We start from the raw sequence: 15,143 nt of genomic DNA, 5'->3' as shown, positions 1-15,143 counted from the left end.
ACTTTTACTGACTGGATCCGCGAATGCATAGTGGGCGCTTTCGCTAAAAGCCTCTTTCGAGGCTTATCGTTTTTCTCGTCCAATTACTTTATCTGCCGCGACACGAGACAGGAAGCCAGACCGGCTACCGTATTCAGGATGGGCGGCCACAAACTGATCGATACGTCGGATCAGCAGTGAAGGAAGCGTCACATTGATTTTTTCCGCTTTTCCCATCAGACGAGTTATATCCACGTCAACCAGGGCCCATACCGCACCGGCGTACTCTGGATCAGAAAGCCAGTTTTCGACGGTCGTTGCTTCTGGAACGCTCTCGCCATCTTCAACCAGTAATTCGATGTGTGCCTCGATCGCTTCACGTACGCTTTCAATCGCGTCCTGATAATCATCACCGCCAGAGAAGCAGCCAGGAATATCAGGTACGCGAACGCCGAAGGATGAATCGCCTTTATCAATAGCAACAGGGTACAACATTTAAACCTCCAGTAGGGGGGCTTAGAGCCCCGCCTGTTTTTTGATGCTTTTCAGTGTTGGTAACGGTATGTCTTTCTGTGGATGCTTTACCGTTACCAGCCCCTTTTTCGTTGGGTGTTTGAACTGATGATGACTGCCTTTAACTCTCACCAGATACCACCCATCGGCTTCTATCATTGCTATTGCATTCCTGCTATCCATCCTCCGGCTCTCTGTGTCGTCTTGGTGGGGTTATAATAACCCCTTAAGGGTTGGTCGTCAATGCTTTTAGGGTTATAGGAGTTATGAATGCAGAGGAAGTAAGAACCGCCCGCTGTATGAAAGAGCGGGCGGCTGTGGCTGGTGATCGTCCGATAGTGCGAGTATTGAATGGTTACCAGCCAGCGAAGATGTTACCAGTGATCACTCAGCAGGTAACGTTCGGGAAACGACTGCTTGCAATTTTGGTTGCAGTGGTAATGGCATGGGCCGCTTCTTTGAAAAAACGGGGTGAGGCAAGCCCCCATTGGCCATCTTTATGAACGAAAAGCAAATAATCTGGAATGGTGTCTGGATCACGGACAACAGCAAAGGTGAGCATATCACCTGAGGCATTCGGCAACCGATTGTCAGGTGGGAAGTAGATGCGAACTCCTGCGATAATAATATTGTCAATATTAGAAGAACCAGTCATCAGCGGACTCCCATGTTTCTTTCAGGACATTTTCAACATTCTTCTTAGCTGAGTCTTTATCGACCGTCCGAAGAACCGACAGGCCATCGCTTCCGGCTGGTTTGACGATAACCTCAACATCCTGGTATTCCTTGCTTAAGCGCCTTTCCATTTCAGCCTGAAGCGCAGCGGGAGCTTTGCTGGGAAGCTTCGAGAACTTCTCTTTTGCAATACTGATTTCGACACGCATAAAACCTCCTTTTACTGGTTGGATATACAGTTAATATTTAACTGGTTATACATACAGTGTCAAGGTTTTGCATGTCGGCGTAACACCCCAATTATTCCCCAGTTTTTCCCCGTCCAAATTTCACGTATAAAAAAACCAACCGTAATAGGTTGGTTTTAAAGAGTATTTTGGGTCGGCACGAGAGGATTTGAACCTCCGACCCCCGACACCCCATGACAGCGCCGGTATCCACGTTATAATCGTGGAAAAAAAGTGGGGATCCAGATGAATAAGAATTTATTACAGCTTTGCTATGAAGGCGAAGGTGGTGAAAGCTACATACGCAGTATCAATGAGAAAGGGCAGTTTTACGTATCTTTAGCTGATGTTTTGAAAACGCTTTCTATTGAAAACAGAAAGATGGATGGTAAGTCGCCAAAAAGCTTGCTTCCGGTAATTAAGGCAGTCATCCAAACACTGGATCCTGATGAAATCAAGAACATCCCTATGATTGAGAATGGCCAGGCTACGAGTGAAGCGTTCTTGACGGAACCAGGTCTCTATCGAGTCCTAGCTCAAGATACATCCTCCGCTGGCAAGAAATTCCAGCGATGGTTGTTCCATAAAGTACTACCCTCTATTCGTGAATTTGGACAATTTCCTCCTCCGCTGAAAAAAGAACAGTCTGAGATAAGTGCTTTTGCTGCAAGTCTTCAACAGACTGTCAATGCTTTGGTAATGGAAATTGCAAAACGCGAGGAACTGGAAAGCAGAGTCAATGACGTTGAACTCAAAGTTAACTCATTAGAGAGCTTGCGAGACCTGTCTCAATTTCGGAGTGTTCCACAGCGTTTAATGGAGTTGAGTCTTGAGGTAATGTCCATAGATGAGCTTTGGCATTGGTGTGAAAAATTACGCAGCGAAAGAGGGGCGGAAAAGATTAAATGCCCGTCAGGGATCGGAGTAAACACTATGTATCCATTAGCGCTGGTGGATGAAGCCATCGCAATCTACCAGAAAAATGTTGAAGCAAGATCGAGAGGCTCAAACATATAAAAAAGCCCGCTTAAGCGGGCATTTTTAATCGCTCAGGAGCTACGGCTCCTTTACGTATCTTTTTTGCCTCATCACCGTATGGCCGGTACCTTGGCGAGACTGCTAACTTACTGTTTTTACTGATGCTATCCTTGCAAAGTCCAATCATGATTGGTGGGCTGGTCGGAGTTGAACCCGCAGCGCAGCATTTCGTTTAGTCGCTGCTTCTGGATTTCTGTAGTTGTTCAAGTCTAGCGTGCAGCGATTTAGGGAATAGCTCTGTATAAACCTGCCACAGAACATTCAATGATCTATGCCCCGTCACTTGGGCAACTTCCTCAATACTGAATCCGGCTTCAAAAAGTCGGCTCGCACCTTCCCGCCTCATATCGTGATAACGCAGATCCTCGATTCCAAGCGCGCTCCTTACCCTCTGAAAACCAGCAGTTACTGAGCCGCTAATGTAGGGGAAGATCAGCTCTGATTTGCGCGGTTGCCGCTGAACGATATCCCACGCCTCTCCGAGCAAAGCGACATTCATATGATTGCCTTCCTTCTTCCGTGGATCCTTCCTGTCCCTCACAAGCACAGATTTTTGCTTTTCGTCGATATCATCCCACCGTAGGCGGCAAACTTCGCCAATACGCATGCACGATAAAACTGAAAACATCAGAATGTCTACAAACGGGATTTTTGAGACTCTGTGTTCTGAACGTTGCTTTAATCCTTCGATCAGCATGTCCAGTTCTTCAGATGCTGGCCGGCGACTACGGCGATTTGATTTCCCAATCAGCCCAAGTTTGAGAAGGTGAGGGCGGGCCTCTTTTGCCGGGTTGCTGGTATAGTTAATGCCATACACAGGCTTTGCACAATCTAGCACGCTTCCAAGGTAGCTGACATCATGACTCACGGTCGCCGGGCCCGCTCCTGCATTATTCCGCAGTCGGCAATGCTCTATCACATCATTTGCGGTCAGTGAGAGCAAGGGGATGGCTGCTATATCACAGTCGACGAGCATATTCAGGACGTAGCTTTTTGTTCTCCCGGATTTGCCACCAGCGTTTGGATCGTTGATGTATTTTTGCAGCAGATCACGAACGGTGATTCCTGTTGCGTCGTCGGATGATGGGAGCCCGTGAAGATCCAGTTCCTGCACGCGCTGATTTCCCCAGGTTTTTGCGTGCGCCTGCTTTGGAAATGTTTTGCTCTCTCTGTGTGTAACAACGCCTTTTTCTTTGATCAGGACGGTGCAACGATAGCGGGGAGTGCCGTCGGCTTTAAGTCGTTTCTCTATGTTATAATAGGCCATTCGCTCATCTCGTTATGACAGGTTCCCATGCGCATGGGAGCCTGAGTGGGGACCCAATGAGAGAAAAATATACGTAAATGTCAAAAAATGCACGGTAATCTTGAAATGATAAAAACCAACCAAACCAGCGCGGCATCTGATAATTATGGCATTCACTGGAGTGGTCGGTTTAGCGTGGCTCCTATGCTCGACTGGACGGACAGACACTGCCGCTATTTCCTGCGCCAGCTCTCCCGCCATACGCTGCTGTACACCGAAATGGTCACTACCGGCGCAATTATTCATGGCAAGGGCGATTATCTGGCGTACAGCGAAGAGGAGCATCCGGTTGCGCTGCAACTGGGTGGCAGCGATCCGGCTGCGCTGGCGCAGTGCGCGAAGCTGGCTGAAGAACGCGGCTATGACGAGATTAACCTCAACGTCGGTTGCCCGTCCGACCGTGTGCAAAACGGTATGTTCGGCGCGTGTCTGATGGGTAATGCACACCTGGTGGCGGACTGCATCAAAGCGATGCGCGACGTCGTCTCTATCCCGGTCACGGTCAAAACCCGTATCGGCATAGACGACCAGGACAGCTACGAATTCCTGTGCGATTTCATCAATACGGTCTCCGGCAAGGGCGAATGCGAGATGTTCATCATCCATGCGCGAAAAGCCTGGCTCTCTGGCCTCAGCCCGAAAGAGAACCGTGAGATCCCGCCGCTGGACTACCCGCGCGTGTATCAGCTGAAGCGTGACTTCCCGCACCTGACGATGTCCATTAACGGCGGCATCAAGTCGCTGGAAGAGGCCAAAGCGCATCTTGAACATATGGATGGGGTGATGGTCGGGCGCGAGGCGTATCAGAACCCGGGCATTCTGGCGACGGTCGATCGCGAAATCTTTGGCGTTGACGGTGCTGACTCCGATCCCGTGGCCGTAGTGCGCGCCATGTATCCGTACATTGAGCGCGAGCTGAGTCATGGTACGTATCTGGGCCACATTACCCGCCATATGCTTGGCCTGTTCCAGGGCATTCCTGGTGCGCGCCAGTGGCGTCGTTATCTCAGCGAGAACGCGCATAAAGCCGGTGCGGATATTGAGGTACTGGAACACGCGCTGCGTCTGGTTGCGGATAAACGTTAAATTTCGCTAAAAGATGGTCAAATACGCCACGCCCTGCAACACATTGCGGGGCGTTTTGCTTTCAGAACAACAACTTATTTTTGGCATGATTCTTGTAACGATCGCAGCATCATTCGGAAACTCGTGGGAGAGCACCATGCTTGAACTACTTTTTGTGATTGGTTTCTTTATCATGCTGATGGTCACGGGCGTGTCGCTGCTCGGTATCCTGGCCGCGCTCGTTGTGGCCACGGTGGTGATGTTTGTCGGCGGTTTATTTGCCCTGACGATTAAACTCTTGCCGTGGTTACTTCTGGCGATTGCGGTGGTATGGGCGATACGGGCGATTAAATCGCCAAAACTGCCCAGTTATCAGCGTAATAACCGCTTCCGTTACTAAGGTATTGAGGGGTACGTCACATACCTGCAACTTTTCCGGCAGCAATCCTTAGAACAGAATAGGATTTACTTATCGAATCTGTCACTATGGCTGCCGCTAAAGAATTCATCGAGCTGTACCCTACATACAGCCGAACTAAAAAAAGAAAGGGCTTCCCACGGGAAGCCCAATTTCTTTTTATGGCTCAGGGAATTAACAGACTCGACCCCTGCGTTGCCCGGCTCTCCAGCACCTCATGCGCACGTTGCGCATCGGTCAGCGGATATTTCTGCGCCTCTGCCACATCCACTTTAATCACCCCGCTGGCGATCAGCGAGAACAGCTCGTTGCTGGCTTCCTCGAGTTCTTCCCGGTTGGTGATGTAACCTTGCAGGGAAGGGCGAGTGACGTACAGTGATCCTTTCTGATTCAGAATGCCCAGGTTCACCCCGGTGACAGCCCCGGAGGCGTTACCGAAGCTCACCATCAGCCCGCGACGTTGCAGGCAGTCCAGCGAAGATTCCCAGGTGTCTTTCCCCACCGAGTCATACACCACGCGGACCTTTTTGCCGCCAGTGATCTCTTTTAGCCGCTCAACGATGCTCTCTTCCCGGTAGTTGATCACCTGCCATGCGCCCGCGTCCAGCGCACGCTGCGCTTTTTGCGCGCTGCCTGTGGTGCCGATCAGCTTCGCGCCCAGGGCTTTCGCCCACTGGCAGGCAATCAGCCCCACGCCACCTGCGGCTGCGTGAAACAGGAATTGCTCGTCAGGCTTAATTTCGTAGGTTTTACGCAGCAGATAATAGACCGTCAGCCCTTTCAGGAATGAGGCGGCAGCCTGCTCGAAGCCGATCGCATTTGGCAGAAGCGCCGCTTTCTCGGCCGGAACGTTATGGATGGAGCTGTAAGCGCCCAGCGCCGACTGCGCGTACACCACGCGATCGCCTTCCTTAATGTGCTTAACCGCGCTGCCCACTTTGCTGACGATGCCGGCCGCCTCTGTGCCCAGCCCGCTCGGCATCGACGGAGGCGGATAGAGGCCGCCGCGAATATAGGTATCGATGTAGTTAATGCCGATAGCTTTGTTTTCCACCTGGATTTCGTTCTCGCCAGGCGCAGCGGGGGTAAATTCCACCGCTTTGAGTACGTCAGGGCCACCATGCTTGTGAAATTCAATACGTGTTGCCATGCTTCCTCCAGAATGTGGTAATCTTTCGACCCACTCTTTATCTCGGTAACTCCATTCACTATGGCAGGAAACAAACCCTTCAACAAACAGACTGAACCTCGTGAGCGTGATTATCAGGTCGCCGGGTTAAAAGTCCCGCCGCACTCGATTGAAGCGGAACAGTCGGTGTTGGGCGGTTTAATGCTGGATAACGAACGCTGGGACGACGTCGCCGAGCGCGTTGTCGCGGAAGACTTCTATACCCGCCCGCACCGCCACATCTTTACGGAAATGGCGCGTTTGCAGGAGTCGGGCAGCCCGATCGACCTGATTACGCTCGCAGAATCGCTGGAGCGTCTGGGACAGCTCGACAGCGTCGGCGGATTTGCCTATCTGGCAGAACTGTCAAAAAACACGCCAAGTGCCGCGAACATCAGCGCTTACGCTGATATAGTTCGTGAACGTGCCGTTGTCCGCGAGATGATCTCGGTGGCGAATGAGATCGCCGAGGCCGGTTTCGATCCCCAGGGGCGCACCAGCGAAGATCTGCTCGACCTGGCGGAATCCCGCGTCTTTAAAATCGCCGAAAGCCGTGCGAATAAAGACGAAGGCCCGAAAAACATCGCCGATGTGCTCGACGCCACCGTCGCACGTATTGAGCAGCTTTTCCAGCAGCCGCACGATGGCGTGACGGGGGTGAACACCGGTTATGACGATCTCAACAAGAAAACGGCAGGTCTTCAGCCGTCGGATTTGATTATCGTGGCCGCACGTCCGTCGATGGGTAAAACGACATTTGCAATGAACCTCGTCGAAAACGCGGCGATGTTGCAGGATAAGCCGGTGCTTATCTTCAGTCTGGAGATGCCCTCTGAACAGATCATGATGCGTTCTCTGGCGTCCCTGTCGCGCGTGGATCAGACCCGCATCCGTACCGGTCAGCTGGACGATGAGGACTGGGCGCGGATCTCCGGCACCATGGGGATTTTGCTGGAAAAACGGAACATCTATATTGATGACTCCTCCGGCCTGACGCCGACGGAAGTGCGCTCCCGCGCACGCCGTATCGCCCGTGAACACGGTGGCATCGGTCTCATCATGATCGACTACCTTCAGCTGATGCGCGTTCCGTCGCTTTCCGACAACCGTACGCTGGAGATTGCCGAGATTTCGCGCTCGCTCAAGGCGTTAGCCAAAGAGCTGCACGTGCCGGTGGTGGCGCTGTCGCAGCTTAACCGCTCTCTGGAACAACGTGCAGACAAGCGCCCGGTCAACTCCGACCTGCGTGAATCCGGCTCCATCGAGCAGGATGCCGACTTAATCATGTTCATCTACCGTGATGAGGTTTATCACGAGAACAGCGACCTGAAAGGGATCGCCGAAATTATTATTGGTAAGCAACGTAACGGCCCCATCGGTACGGTACGTCTGACCTTTAACGGCCAGTGGTCGCGTTTCGACAACTATGCCGGTCCTCAATATGATGATGAGTAATTTCTAAGGAATTCAAATGCAAGCGGCAACTGTTGTTATTAACCGCCGCGCTCTGCGACACAACCTGCAACGTCTGCGAGAACTGGCGCCCGCCAGTAAGCTCGTTGCAGTCGTGAAAGCGAACGCTTACGGACACGGTCTTCTTGAGACCGCGCGAACGCTCCCCGATGCCGACGCTTTTGGCGTCGCCCGTCTCGAAGAAGCTCTCCGCCTGCGCGCAGGTGGAATTACGCAACCGATTCTGCTCCTCGAAGGCTTTTTTGAAGCCTCGGACCTGCCGACCATTGCCGATCAGCACCTGCACACGGCGGTGCATAACGAAGAACAGCTGGCCGCGCTGGAAACGGCCGAACTGAGCGAGCCGGTCACCGTCTGGATGAAGCTCGACACGGGCATGCACCGTCTGGGCGTGCGGCCGGAAAGCGCGGAGGCGTTTTATCAGCGTCTGTGTCAGTGCAAAAATGTGCGTCAGCCGGTAAACATCGTCAGCCACTTTGCCCGCGCCGATGAGCCTGAATGCGGCGCAACGGAACAGCAGCTTGATATCTTCAATACCTTCTGCGAAGGCAAACCGGGGATGCGCTCGATCGCGGCATCCGGCGGTATTCTGCTGTGGCCGCAGTCGCACTTCGACTGGGCGCGTCCGGGCATCATTCTTTACGGCGTATCGCCACTGGAGCACAAACCCTGGGGGCCGGACTTTGGCTTTAAGCCGGTGATGTCGCTGGTTTCAAATCTGATTGCCGTGCGTGAGCACAAAGCGGGAGAGCCGGTAGGTTACGGCGGCACCTGGATCAGCGAGCGCGATACCCGTCTTGGCGTGGTGGCGATGGGCTACGGTGACGGCTATCCCCGCGCCGCACCAACGGGCACGCCGGTGCTGGTCAACGGTCGTGAAGTGAAGATTGTCGGCCGCGTGGCGATGGACATGATTTGTGTTGATCTGGGGCCCGACGCGCAGGATAAAGCGGGGGACGATGCGGTGATGTGGGGCGAAGGCCTGCCGGTAGAACGTATTGCTGAAATAACAAAAGTGAGTGCTTACGAACTTATCACGCGTCTTACCTCAAGGGTCGCGATGAAATATGTCGACTAAGCATGAGCGGGATGCGGTGCATCCCGCTTCTGTTAACATCCCCTCGATCTTCTTCCGCTTCCGGTTTATTGTTGAATTCCCTGCCTCATAATAATCCGGAGAACATCGCGTGTTTCAGAAAGTAGACGCCTACGCCGGCGACCCTATCCTCTCCTTGATGGAGCGTTTCAAAGAAGATCCTCGCAGCGACAAAGTGAACCTCAGCATTGGTCTTTACTACAACGAAGACGGCATCATTCCTCAGTTGAAAGCCGTTGCCGAAGCTGAAGCGCGTCTTAACGCAACCCCGCACGGTGCTTCGCTTTATCTGCCGATGGAAGGATTAAACACCTACCGCAACACTATCGCGCCGCTGCTGTTTGGTGCGGACCACGCGGTGCTCGCGCAAAAGCGCGTGGCGACTATCCAGACGCTGGGTGGCTCGGGTGCGCTGAAGGTAGGCGCAGATTTCCTGAAAAAGTACTTCCCGGATTCCGGCGTGTGGGTCAGCGACCCGACGTGGGAAAACCACGTTGCGATCTTCGAGGGCGCGGGCTTTAAGGTTGAAACCTATCCGTGGTTCGACAGCGAAACGAACGGCGTGCGCGTTGATGCGCTGCTGGAAAAACTGAACACCCTGCCGGAGCGCAGTATCGTATTGCTGCATCCGTGCTGCCATAACCCGACGGGTGCGGACCTCACCAATGCCCAGTGGGATGCGGTGATCGAGGTACTGAAGGCGCGTAACCTGATCCCGTTCCTCGACATCGCCTATCAGGGCTTTGGCGCGGGCATGGAGGAAAACGCCTACGCCATTCGCGCGATTGCCAGCGCGGGGCTTCCCGCTCTGGTCAGCAACTCCTTCTCAAAAATCTTCTCCCTGTACGGCGAGCGCGTTGGCGGTCTGTCCGTGGTGTGTGAAGACGCCGAAGCCGCGGGACGCGTACTCGGCCAGCTGAAAGCGACGGTCCGCCGGATCTACTCCAGCCCGCCGAACTTTGGTGCGCAGGTGGTGGCGACAGTTCTCGGTGACGAAACACTGAAAGCCACCTGGCTTGCGGAAGTGGAAGCGATGCGTAAGCGCATCCTGTCGATGCGTCAGGAGCTGGTTAACGTCCTGAAAGAGGCCGTGCCTGGGCATAACTTTGATTATCTTCTCAAGCAGCGCGGGATGTTCAGCTACACCGGACTGAGCGCAGCGCAGGTCGATCGCCTGCGTGAAGAGTTCGGTGTCTACCTGATCGCCAGCGGCCGTATGTGCGTGGCGGGTCTGAATGCCAGCAACGTCCAGCGCGTGGCGCAGGCGTTTGCAGCTGTGATGTAAGTACTCACTACTTATTATCTCCCTCTCCCTGTGGGAGAGGGCTGGGGTGAGGGCATCAGACCGCAGAAAATCTTGCCCGGTGGCGGCTGCGCCTTACCGGGCCTACATCACTCATCCACACTTTGTGATCGTCTTCTTTTTATTAAGCGCCATAAGTAAAAACTCCTTTCCTTCCCCTCCCGCTGGGGTTATGGTCGGATAGTTTTTTGACCATCCGCTCAAAATAAAAAGATAACAAACTGAATATTCAGGGGAAAATATGCGCAAGATCACACTGGCGCTCAGCGCCGCCTGCTTATTGTTCTCGCTTAATAGTACCGTTGTTGCGCGGGCTTCTGCACCCACGCCGCTTTACACCGGCACCACCGCCGCCATTCTTGCCGAACAGGCCCCCATTCACTGGGTTTCAGTGGCACAAATTGAAAACAGCCTGACGGGTCGCCCGCCGATGGCCGTGGGCTTCGATATTGACGATACCGTTCTCTTCTCCAGCCCCGGTTTCTGGCGCGGCAAAAAAACGTACTCCCCGGACAGCGAAGCCTATCTGAAAAACCCGGAATTCTGGGAAAAGATGAACAACGGCTGGGATGAGTTCAGTATCCCGAAAGAGGTTGCCCGCGCGCTGATCGCCATGCACGTAAAGCGCGGCGACAGCATTTACTTCGTGACCGGACGTAGCCAGACCAAAACCGAAACCGTCTCGAAAACGCTACAGGATGATTTTCTGATCCCGGCGGCCAGCATGAATCCGGTCATTTTTGCCGGGGACCAGGAAGGGCAAAACACCAAAACCCAGTGGCTGGAAAAGAAAAATATCAAAGTGTTCTACGGGGATTCAGATAACGACATCACCGCGGCGCACGACGTGGGAGCCAGAGGCATCAGGGTGTTACGCGCCTCGAACTCCACCTACCGACCGCTGCCGATGGCCGGAAAATTTGGTGAAGAGGTGATTGTTAACTCTGAATACTGATGTATTAACGGCGGGGTGAATGCTTTTTTAAGCAAATCTCGCTGCGCGGGTTTTACCTTTCGCTTTCTTGCTGCACACTTAGAAAGATTCACCTTTCATAATGGAGCAGCACATGTGGTATCAACAGACCCTGACCTTAAGCGCAAAACCACGCGGATTTCACCTTGTGACGGACGAAGTCATCGGGCAAATCCGCGACCTGTCGCGCGTCAAAACGGGTTTGCTGCATCTGCTGCTTCAGCACACGTCTGCTTCTCTCACGCTTAATGAAAATTGCGATCCCACCGTCCGGTCCGACATGGAGCACCATTTTCTGAAGAGCGTCCCGGACAACGCGCCTTATGAGCATGACTATGAGGGGGCGGACGATATGCCTTCGCATATTAAATCCTCCCTGCTGGGCGTCTCGCTGATGCTGCCGGTCCACAACGGACGGCTACAGCTGGGAACGTGGCAGGGGATCTGGCTGGGAGAACATCGCATTCACGGTGGTTCGCGTAAAATTATCGCAACGCTACAAGGGGAATAAAGATGACAATTTCGGAGATACTTCAGTACTGCATGAGCAAGCCGGGGGCGGAACAAAGCGTACACAGCGACTGGAAAGCCACGCAGATCAAAGTGGGGGATGTGTTGTTCGCGATGGTGAAAGAGGTGGATGCGCGGCCTGCGGCATCACTGAAAACCAGTCCTGAACTGGCCGACTTACTGCGCCAGCAGCACGATGATGTCAGGCCTAGCAAGCATCTGAATAAAGCACACTGGAGTACGGTGTTTCTCGACGGCTCGCTGCCAGATTCGCAAATTTACTACCTGGTGGATGCGTCGTATCAACAGGCGGTAGAACTGCTGCCGGAAACGATCCGACAGCAGCTCTCCGTGTAACGATTACAGCAACGGTTTGAGGAAGCGCGCGGTGTGCGAGGCTTCGCACTCTGCAACGGTCTCTGGCGTACCGGAGACGAGGATTTCACCGCCGCCGCTGCCGCCTTCCGGGCCGAGATCGACAATCCAGTCCGCGGTTTTAATCACGTCCAGGTTGTGCTCAATCACCACGATGGTGTTGCCCTGATCGCGCAGCTGGTGCAGCACGTCCAGCAGCTGCTGGATATCCGCAAAATGCAGGCCGGTGGTCGGCTCATCCAGAATGTACAGCGTCTGACCGGTACCGCGTTTAGACAGCTCACGCGCCAGCTTCACGCGCTGCGCTTCACCACCGGACAGCGTTGTCGCTGACTGCCCCAGACGGATATAGGTCAGACCCACATCCATCAGGGTTTGCAGCTTACGCGCCAGCGCAGGGACGGCGTCAAAGAACTCGCGCGCCTCTTCGATGGTCATATCCAGCACTTCGTGGATGGTCTTGCCTTTGTACTTAATCTCCAGCGTTTCACGGTTATAGCGCTTGCCTTTGCACTGGTCGCACGGCACGTAGATATCCGGCAGGAAGTGCATCTCAACCTTGATTACGCCGTCGCCCTGGCACGCTTCACAACGGCCGCCGCGCACGTTAAAGCTGAAACGTCCTGGCGTGTAGCCGCGCGAACGCGCTTCCGGCACGCCGGCAAAGAGTTCACGTACGGGCGTAAAGACGCCGGTATAGGTCGCCGGGTTGGAACGCGGCGTACGGCCAATCGGGCTCTGGTCGATGTCGATAACCTTGTCGAAATGCTCCAGCCCCTGAATGTCGCGGTACGGTGCAGGTTCAGCCAGCGTCGCGCCGTTCAGCGCCGTCTGCGCAATCGGGAACAGCGTATCGTTGATCAGCGTCGATTTACCGGAACCGGACACGCCGGTGATGCAGGTGAACAGCCCGACAGGCAGCGTCAGGGTCACGTCCTTCAGGTTGTTGCCGCGCGCCCCGGTTAGCTTCAGCACTTTTTCCGGGTTCGCCGCCACGCGCTGTTTTGGTACTTCAATTTTGCGCTTGCCGCTCATGTACTGGCCGGTCAGCGACTCGGGCACCGCCATAATGTCTTTCAGCGTCCCTTCTGCCACCACCTGTCCGCCGTGCACGCCAGCGCCCGGGCCGATGTCGATCACGTGGTCAGCGGCGCGAATGGCGTCTTCGTCGTGCTCAACCACAATCACAGTGTTGCCAAGGTTACGCAGGTGAACCAGCGTGCCGAGCAGGCGTTCGTTGTCGCGCTGGTGCAGGCCGATAGACGGCTCATCCAGCACGTACATCACGCCGACTAAGCCTGCGCCAATCTGGCTCGCCAGACGGATACGCTGGGCTTCACCGCCGGAGAGCGTTTCAGCCGAGCGGGAAAGCGTCAGGTAGTTCAGGCCAACGTTCACGAGGAACTTGAGGCGATCGCCGATCTCTTTCAGCACTTTTTCAGCGATTTTCGCGCGCTGGCCGGAGAGCTTCAGGTTGTTGAAGAAGTCCATCGCGTGGCCGATGCTCATGTCTGAGATGGTCGGCAGCGCCGTGTTTTCGACAAACACGTGTCGCGCTTCGCGGCGCAGGCGCGTGCCCTCGCAGGTGGCGCAGGAGCGGTTGCTGATGAACTTCGCCAGCTCCTCACGCACCGCGCTGGATTCGGTCTCTTTGTAGCGGCGCTCCATGTTGTGCAGCACCCCTTCGAACGGGTGGCGACGCACGGAAGTGTCACCGCGATCGTTCATGTACTTGAACTCAATGTTCTCTTTGCCGGAACCGAACAGGATCACTTTATGTACGTTCGCGCTCAGGCTGGCCCACGGGGCTTCAACGTCGAACTTGTAGTGCTCCGCCAGCGACTTCAGCATCTGGAAGTAATAGAAGTTACGCTTGTCCCAGCCGCGAATGGCGCCACCCGCCAGCGACAGCTCCGGATTCTGGATCACGCGATCAGGGTCGAAATACTGCTGAACGCCCAAGCCGTCACAGGTCGGGCACGCGCCCGCCGGGTTGTTGAACGAGAACAGGCGCGGTTCCAGCTCGCGCATGCTGTAGCCGCAAATCGGGCAGGCAAAGTTGGCGGAGAAGAGCAGCTCTTCCGCTTTTGCATCGTCCATGTCTGACACCACCGCCGTGCCGCCCGACAGTTCCAGCGCCGTTTCAAAGGATTCCGCCAGACGCGTCGCCAGATCTTCACGTACCTTAAACCGGTCAATCACCACTTCGATGGTGTGTTTCTTTTGCAGCTCCAGCTTTGGCGGATCGGACAGGTCACACACTTCGCCGTCGATACGGGCGCGGATATAGCCCTGGCTTGCCAGATTTTCCAGCGTTTTAGTGTGTTCGCCCTTACGCTCTTTAATGATTGGCGCCAGCAGCATCAGGCGTTTGCCTTCCGGCTGCGACAGCACGTTATCCACCATCTGGCTGACGGTCTGGGCCGCCAGCGGAACGTCGTGATCCGGGCAGCGCGGCTCGCCCACGCGCGCATACAGCAGACGCAGGTAGTCATGGATTTCGGTAATGGTACCGACCGTGGATCGCGGGTTATGCGACGTGGATTTCTGCTCAATGGAGATAGCAGGAGACAACCCTTCAATGTGGTCGACATCCGGTTTTTCCATCAGCGACAGGAACTGACGCGCGTACGCCGAGAGCGATTCAACGTAACGACGCTGTCCTTCGGCATACAAAGTGTCGAAAGCCAGTGAGGATTTGCCAGACCCCGAAAGCCCGGTCACGACGATGAGTTTGTCGCGAGGGATTATGAGGTTGATATTCTTGAGATTGTGGGTGCGGGCGCCCCGAACTTCGATCTTATCCATTCACCTTTCCCGGTTGGAACACGGATTGCCTGATTTGTTTGAAGGACAAACGGCTGTCAGAAACGGCTAATTATGACACAAAATGACCTGTTTGAATATACAGTATTGGAATGCATTTTCTGATTCACTGTGTAACAATGTCGAGTCCGCGAGAGAACTCTGGAACATGCTACGCAACTATCAAAGTGTCGCATGGAAATGGTACACTCGCGCGTT

The 15,143-nt window shown here is 54.4% G+C and carries 16 protein-coding genes; 9 read left to right on the top strand and 7 right to left on the bottom strand.

Annotated elements, in window-relative coordinates:
• Nucleotides 1-63 precede the first annotated feature (63 nt).
• The 4 genes from ACOTX4_RS21025 to ACOTX4_RS21010 form a co-directional block, all read right to left on the bottom strand.
• On the bottom strand, nucleotides 64-474 hold the full coding sequence (locus tag ACOTX4_RS21025) for a type II toxin-antitoxin system HicB family antitoxin (RefSeq protein ID WP_045339414.1): 411 nt from the start codon (nucleotides 472-474) through the stop codon (nucleotides 64-66).
• A gap of 21 nt (nucleotides 475-495) precedes the next feature.
• A complete protein-coding gene (locus ACOTX4_RS21020) occupies nucleotides 496-675 on the bottom strand; it encodes a type II toxin-antitoxin system HicA family toxin (RefSeq protein WP_012906750.1) in 180 nt (59 codons plus the stop codon).
• 205 nt (nucleotides 676-880) lie between these two features.
• On the bottom strand, nucleotides 881-1,147 hold the full coding sequence (locus tag ACOTX4_RS21015) for a hypothetical protein (RefSeq protein WP_126527285.1): 267 nt from the start codon (nucleotides 1,145-1,147) through the stop codon (nucleotides 881-883).
• Complete coding sequence (locus tag ACOTX4_RS21010) at nucleotides 1,131-1,376, bottom strand: DinI-like family protein (RefSeq protein ID WP_045339410.1); 246 nt, start codon at nucleotides 1,374-1,376, stop codon at nucleotides 1,131-1,133. The genes ACOTX4_RS21015 and ACOTX4_RS21010 overlap by 17 nt, the downstream gene beginning before the upstream one ends.
• A 264-nt stretch (nucleotides 1,377-1,640) precedes the next feature.
• Here ACOTX4_RS21010 and ACOTX4_RS21005 point away from each other — a divergent pair, with 264 nt between their 5' ends.
• Complete coding sequence (locus tag ACOTX4_RS21005; protein ID WP_421635426.1) at nucleotides 1,641-2,411, top strand: Bro-N domain-containing protein; 771 nt, start codon at nucleotides 1,641-1,643, stop codon at nucleotides 2,409-2,411.
• A 193-nt stretch (nucleotides 2,412-2,604) separates the two neighbouring features.
• Here ACOTX4_RS21005 and ACOTX4_RS21000 read toward each other — a convergent pair whose 3' ends face one another.
• Nucleotides 2,605-3,699 carry a tyrosine-type recombinase/integrase gene (locus tag ACOTX4_RS21000; protein WP_045339409.1) on the bottom strand — a complete coding sequence of 365 codons (1,095 nt, stop codon included), beginning with the start codon at nucleotides 3,697-3,699 and terminating at the stop codon, nucleotides 2,605-2,607.
• 87 nt (nucleotides 3,700-3,786) lie between these two features.
• On the opposite strand from ACOTX4_RS21000, the gene dusA reads away from it, so the two are divergent.
• Together dusA and pspG are read left to right on the top strand one after the other, a co-directional pair.
• Entirely contained in the window at nucleotides 3,787-4,824 is a 1,038-nt protein-coding gene (gene dusA / locus ACOTX4_RS20995; RefSeq protein ID WP_152039157.1) for a tRNA dihydrouridine(20/20a) synthase DusA, read from the top strand.
• Between the two features lie 136 nt (nucleotides 4,825-4,960).
• Nucleotides 4,961-5,203 carry an envelope stress response protein PspG gene (pspG, locus tag ACOTX4_RS20990; RefSeq protein WP_003860302.1) on the top strand — a complete coding sequence of 81 codons (243 nt, stop codon included), beginning with the start codon at nucleotides 4,961-4,963 and terminating at the stop codon, nucleotides 5,201-5,203.
• Between the two features lie 184 nt (nucleotides 5,204-5,387).
• Here the strand turns inward: pspG and ACOTX4_RS20985 are convergent, their stop codons facing one another.
• Nucleotides 5,388-6,371 (bottom strand): quinone oxidoreductase, encoded by a 984-nt coding sequence (locus ACOTX4_RS20985; protein ID WP_003860300.1) that lies wholly within the window; start codon nucleotides 6,369-6,371, stop codon nucleotides 5,388-5,390.
• 60 nt (nucleotides 6,372-6,431) lie between these two features.
• On the opposite strand from ACOTX4_RS20985, the gene dnaB reads away from it, so the two are divergent.
• The 6 genes from dnaB to ACOTX4_RS20955 all read left to right on the top strand — a co-directional run bounded on the left by dnaB (nucleotide 6,432) and on the right by ACOTX4_RS20955 (nucleotide 12,101).
• On the top strand, nucleotides 6,432-7,844 hold the full coding sequence (gene dnaB / locus ACOTX4_RS20980; RefSeq protein WP_003860298.1) for a replicative DNA helicase: 1,413 nt from the start codon (nucleotides 6,432-6,434) through the stop codon (nucleotides 7,842-7,844).
• A 16-nt stretch (nucleotides 7,845-7,860) separates the two neighbouring features.
• Nucleotides 7,861-8,940 (top strand): alanine racemase, encoded by a 1,080-nt coding sequence (alr, locus tag ACOTX4_RS20975; protein WP_045331354.1) that lies wholly within the window; start codon nucleotides 7,861-7,863, stop codon nucleotides 8,938-8,940.
• Between the two features lie 109 nt (nucleotides 8,941-9,049).
• Nucleotides 9,050-10,243, top strand: a complete 1,194-nt coding sequence (gene tyrB / locus ACOTX4_RS20970; protein ID WP_421635425.1) for an aromatic amino acid transaminase — start codon at nucleotides 9,050-9,052, stop codon at nucleotides 10,241-10,243.
• 259 nt (nucleotides 10,244-10,502) lie between these two features.
• Entirely contained in the window at nucleotides 10,503-11,216 is a 714-nt protein-coding gene (gene aphA, locus ACOTX4_RS20965) for an acid phosphatase AphA (protein ID WP_003860292.1), read from the top strand.
• Nucleotides 11,217-11,328: 112 nt separating this feature from the next.
• A complete protein-coding gene (locus tag ACOTX4_RS20960; protein ID WP_017382627.1) occupies nucleotides 11,329-11,745 on the top strand; it encodes a secondary thiamine-phosphate synthase enzyme YjbQ in 417 nt (138 codons plus the stop codon).
• Between the two features lie 2 nt (nucleotides 11,746-11,747).
• Nucleotides 11,748-12,101, top strand: a complete 354-nt coding sequence (locus tag ACOTX4_RS20955) for an MmcQ/YjbR family DNA-binding protein (RefSeq protein WP_003860288.1) — start codon at nucleotides 11,748-11,750, stop codon at nucleotides 12,099-12,101.
• A 3-nt stretch (nucleotides 12,102-12,104) separates the two neighbouring features.
• Here the strand turns inward: ACOTX4_RS20955 and uvrA are convergent, their stop codons facing one another.
• On the bottom strand, nucleotides 12,105-14,927 hold the full coding sequence (gene uvrA / locus ACOTX4_RS20950; protein ID WP_003860287.1) for an excinuclease ABC subunit UvrA: 2,823 nt from the start codon (nucleotides 14,925-14,927) through the stop codon (nucleotides 12,105-12,107).
• Between the last annotated feature and the right edge of the window lie 216 nt (nucleotides 14,928-15,143).

Origin of the sequence: Enterobacter cloacae complex sp. IR5459, assembly GCF_049238005.1 — a bacterium.
GTDB classification, from domain to species: Bacteria; Pseudomonadota; Gammaproteobacteria; order Enterobacterales; family Enterobacteriaceae; genus Enterobacter; species Enterobacter hormaechei_C.
Note: the sequence above shows the minus strand (reverse complement) of the source record. Positions and strands in the feature narration are given on the sequence as shown.

Coding starts and splice junctions, on each gene's coding strand:
- ACOTX4_RS21025 (WP_045339414.1), bottom strand. CDS start 474: ATGTTGTACCCTGTTGCTATTGATAAAGGCGATTCATCCTTCGGCGTT.
- ACOTX4_RS21020 (WP_012906750.1), bottom strand. CDS start 675: ATGGATAGCAGGAATGCAATAGCAATGATAGAAGCCGATGGGTGGTAT.
- ACOTX4_RS21015 (WP_126527285.1), bottom strand. CDS start 1,147: ATGACTGGTTCTTCTAATATTGACAATATTATTATCGCAGGAGTTCGC.
- ACOTX4_RS21010 (WP_045339410.1), bottom strand. CDS start 1,376: ATGCGTGTCGAAATCAGTATTGCAAAAGAGAAGTTCTCGAAGCTTCCC.
- ACOTX4_RS21005 (WP_421635426.1), top strand. CDS start 1,641: ATGAATAAGAATTTATTACAGCTTTGCTATGAAGGCGAAGGTGGTGAA.
- ACOTX4_RS21000 (WP_045339409.1), bottom strand. CDS start 3,699: ATGGCCTATTATAACATAGAGAAACGACTTAAAGCCGACGGCACTCCC.
- dusA (WP_152039157.1), top strand. CDS start 3,787: ATGCACGGTAATCTTGAAATGATAAAAACCAACCAAACCAGCGCGGCA.
- pspG (WP_003860302.1), top strand. CDS start 4,961: ATGCTTGAACTACTTTTTGTGATTGGTTTCTTTATCATGCTGATGGTC.
- ACOTX4_RS20985 (WP_003860300.1), bottom strand. CDS start 6,371: ATGGCAACACGTATTGAATTTCACAAGCATGGTGGCCCTGACGTACTC.
- dnaB (WP_003860298.1), top strand. CDS start 6,432: ATGGCAGGAAACAAACCCTTCAACAAACAGACTGAACCTCGTGAGCGT.
- alr (WP_045331354.1), top strand. CDS start 7,861: ATGCAAGCGGCAACTGTTGTTATTAACCGCCGCGCTCTGCGACACAAC.
- aphA (WP_003860292.1), top strand. CDS start 10,503: ATGCGCAAGATCACACTGGCGCTCAGCGCCGCCTGCTTATTGTTCTCG.
- ACOTX4_RS20960 (WP_017382627.1), top strand. CDS start 11,329: ATGTGGTATCAACAGACCCTGACCTTAAGCGCAAAACCACGCGGATTT.
- ACOTX4_RS20955 (WP_003860288.1), top strand. CDS start 11,748: ATGACAATTTCGGAGATACTTCAGTACTGCATGAGCAAGCCGGGGGCG.
- uvrA (WP_003860287.1), bottom strand. CDS start 14,927: ATGGATAAGATCGAAGTTCGGGGCGCCCGCACCCACAATCTCAAGAAT.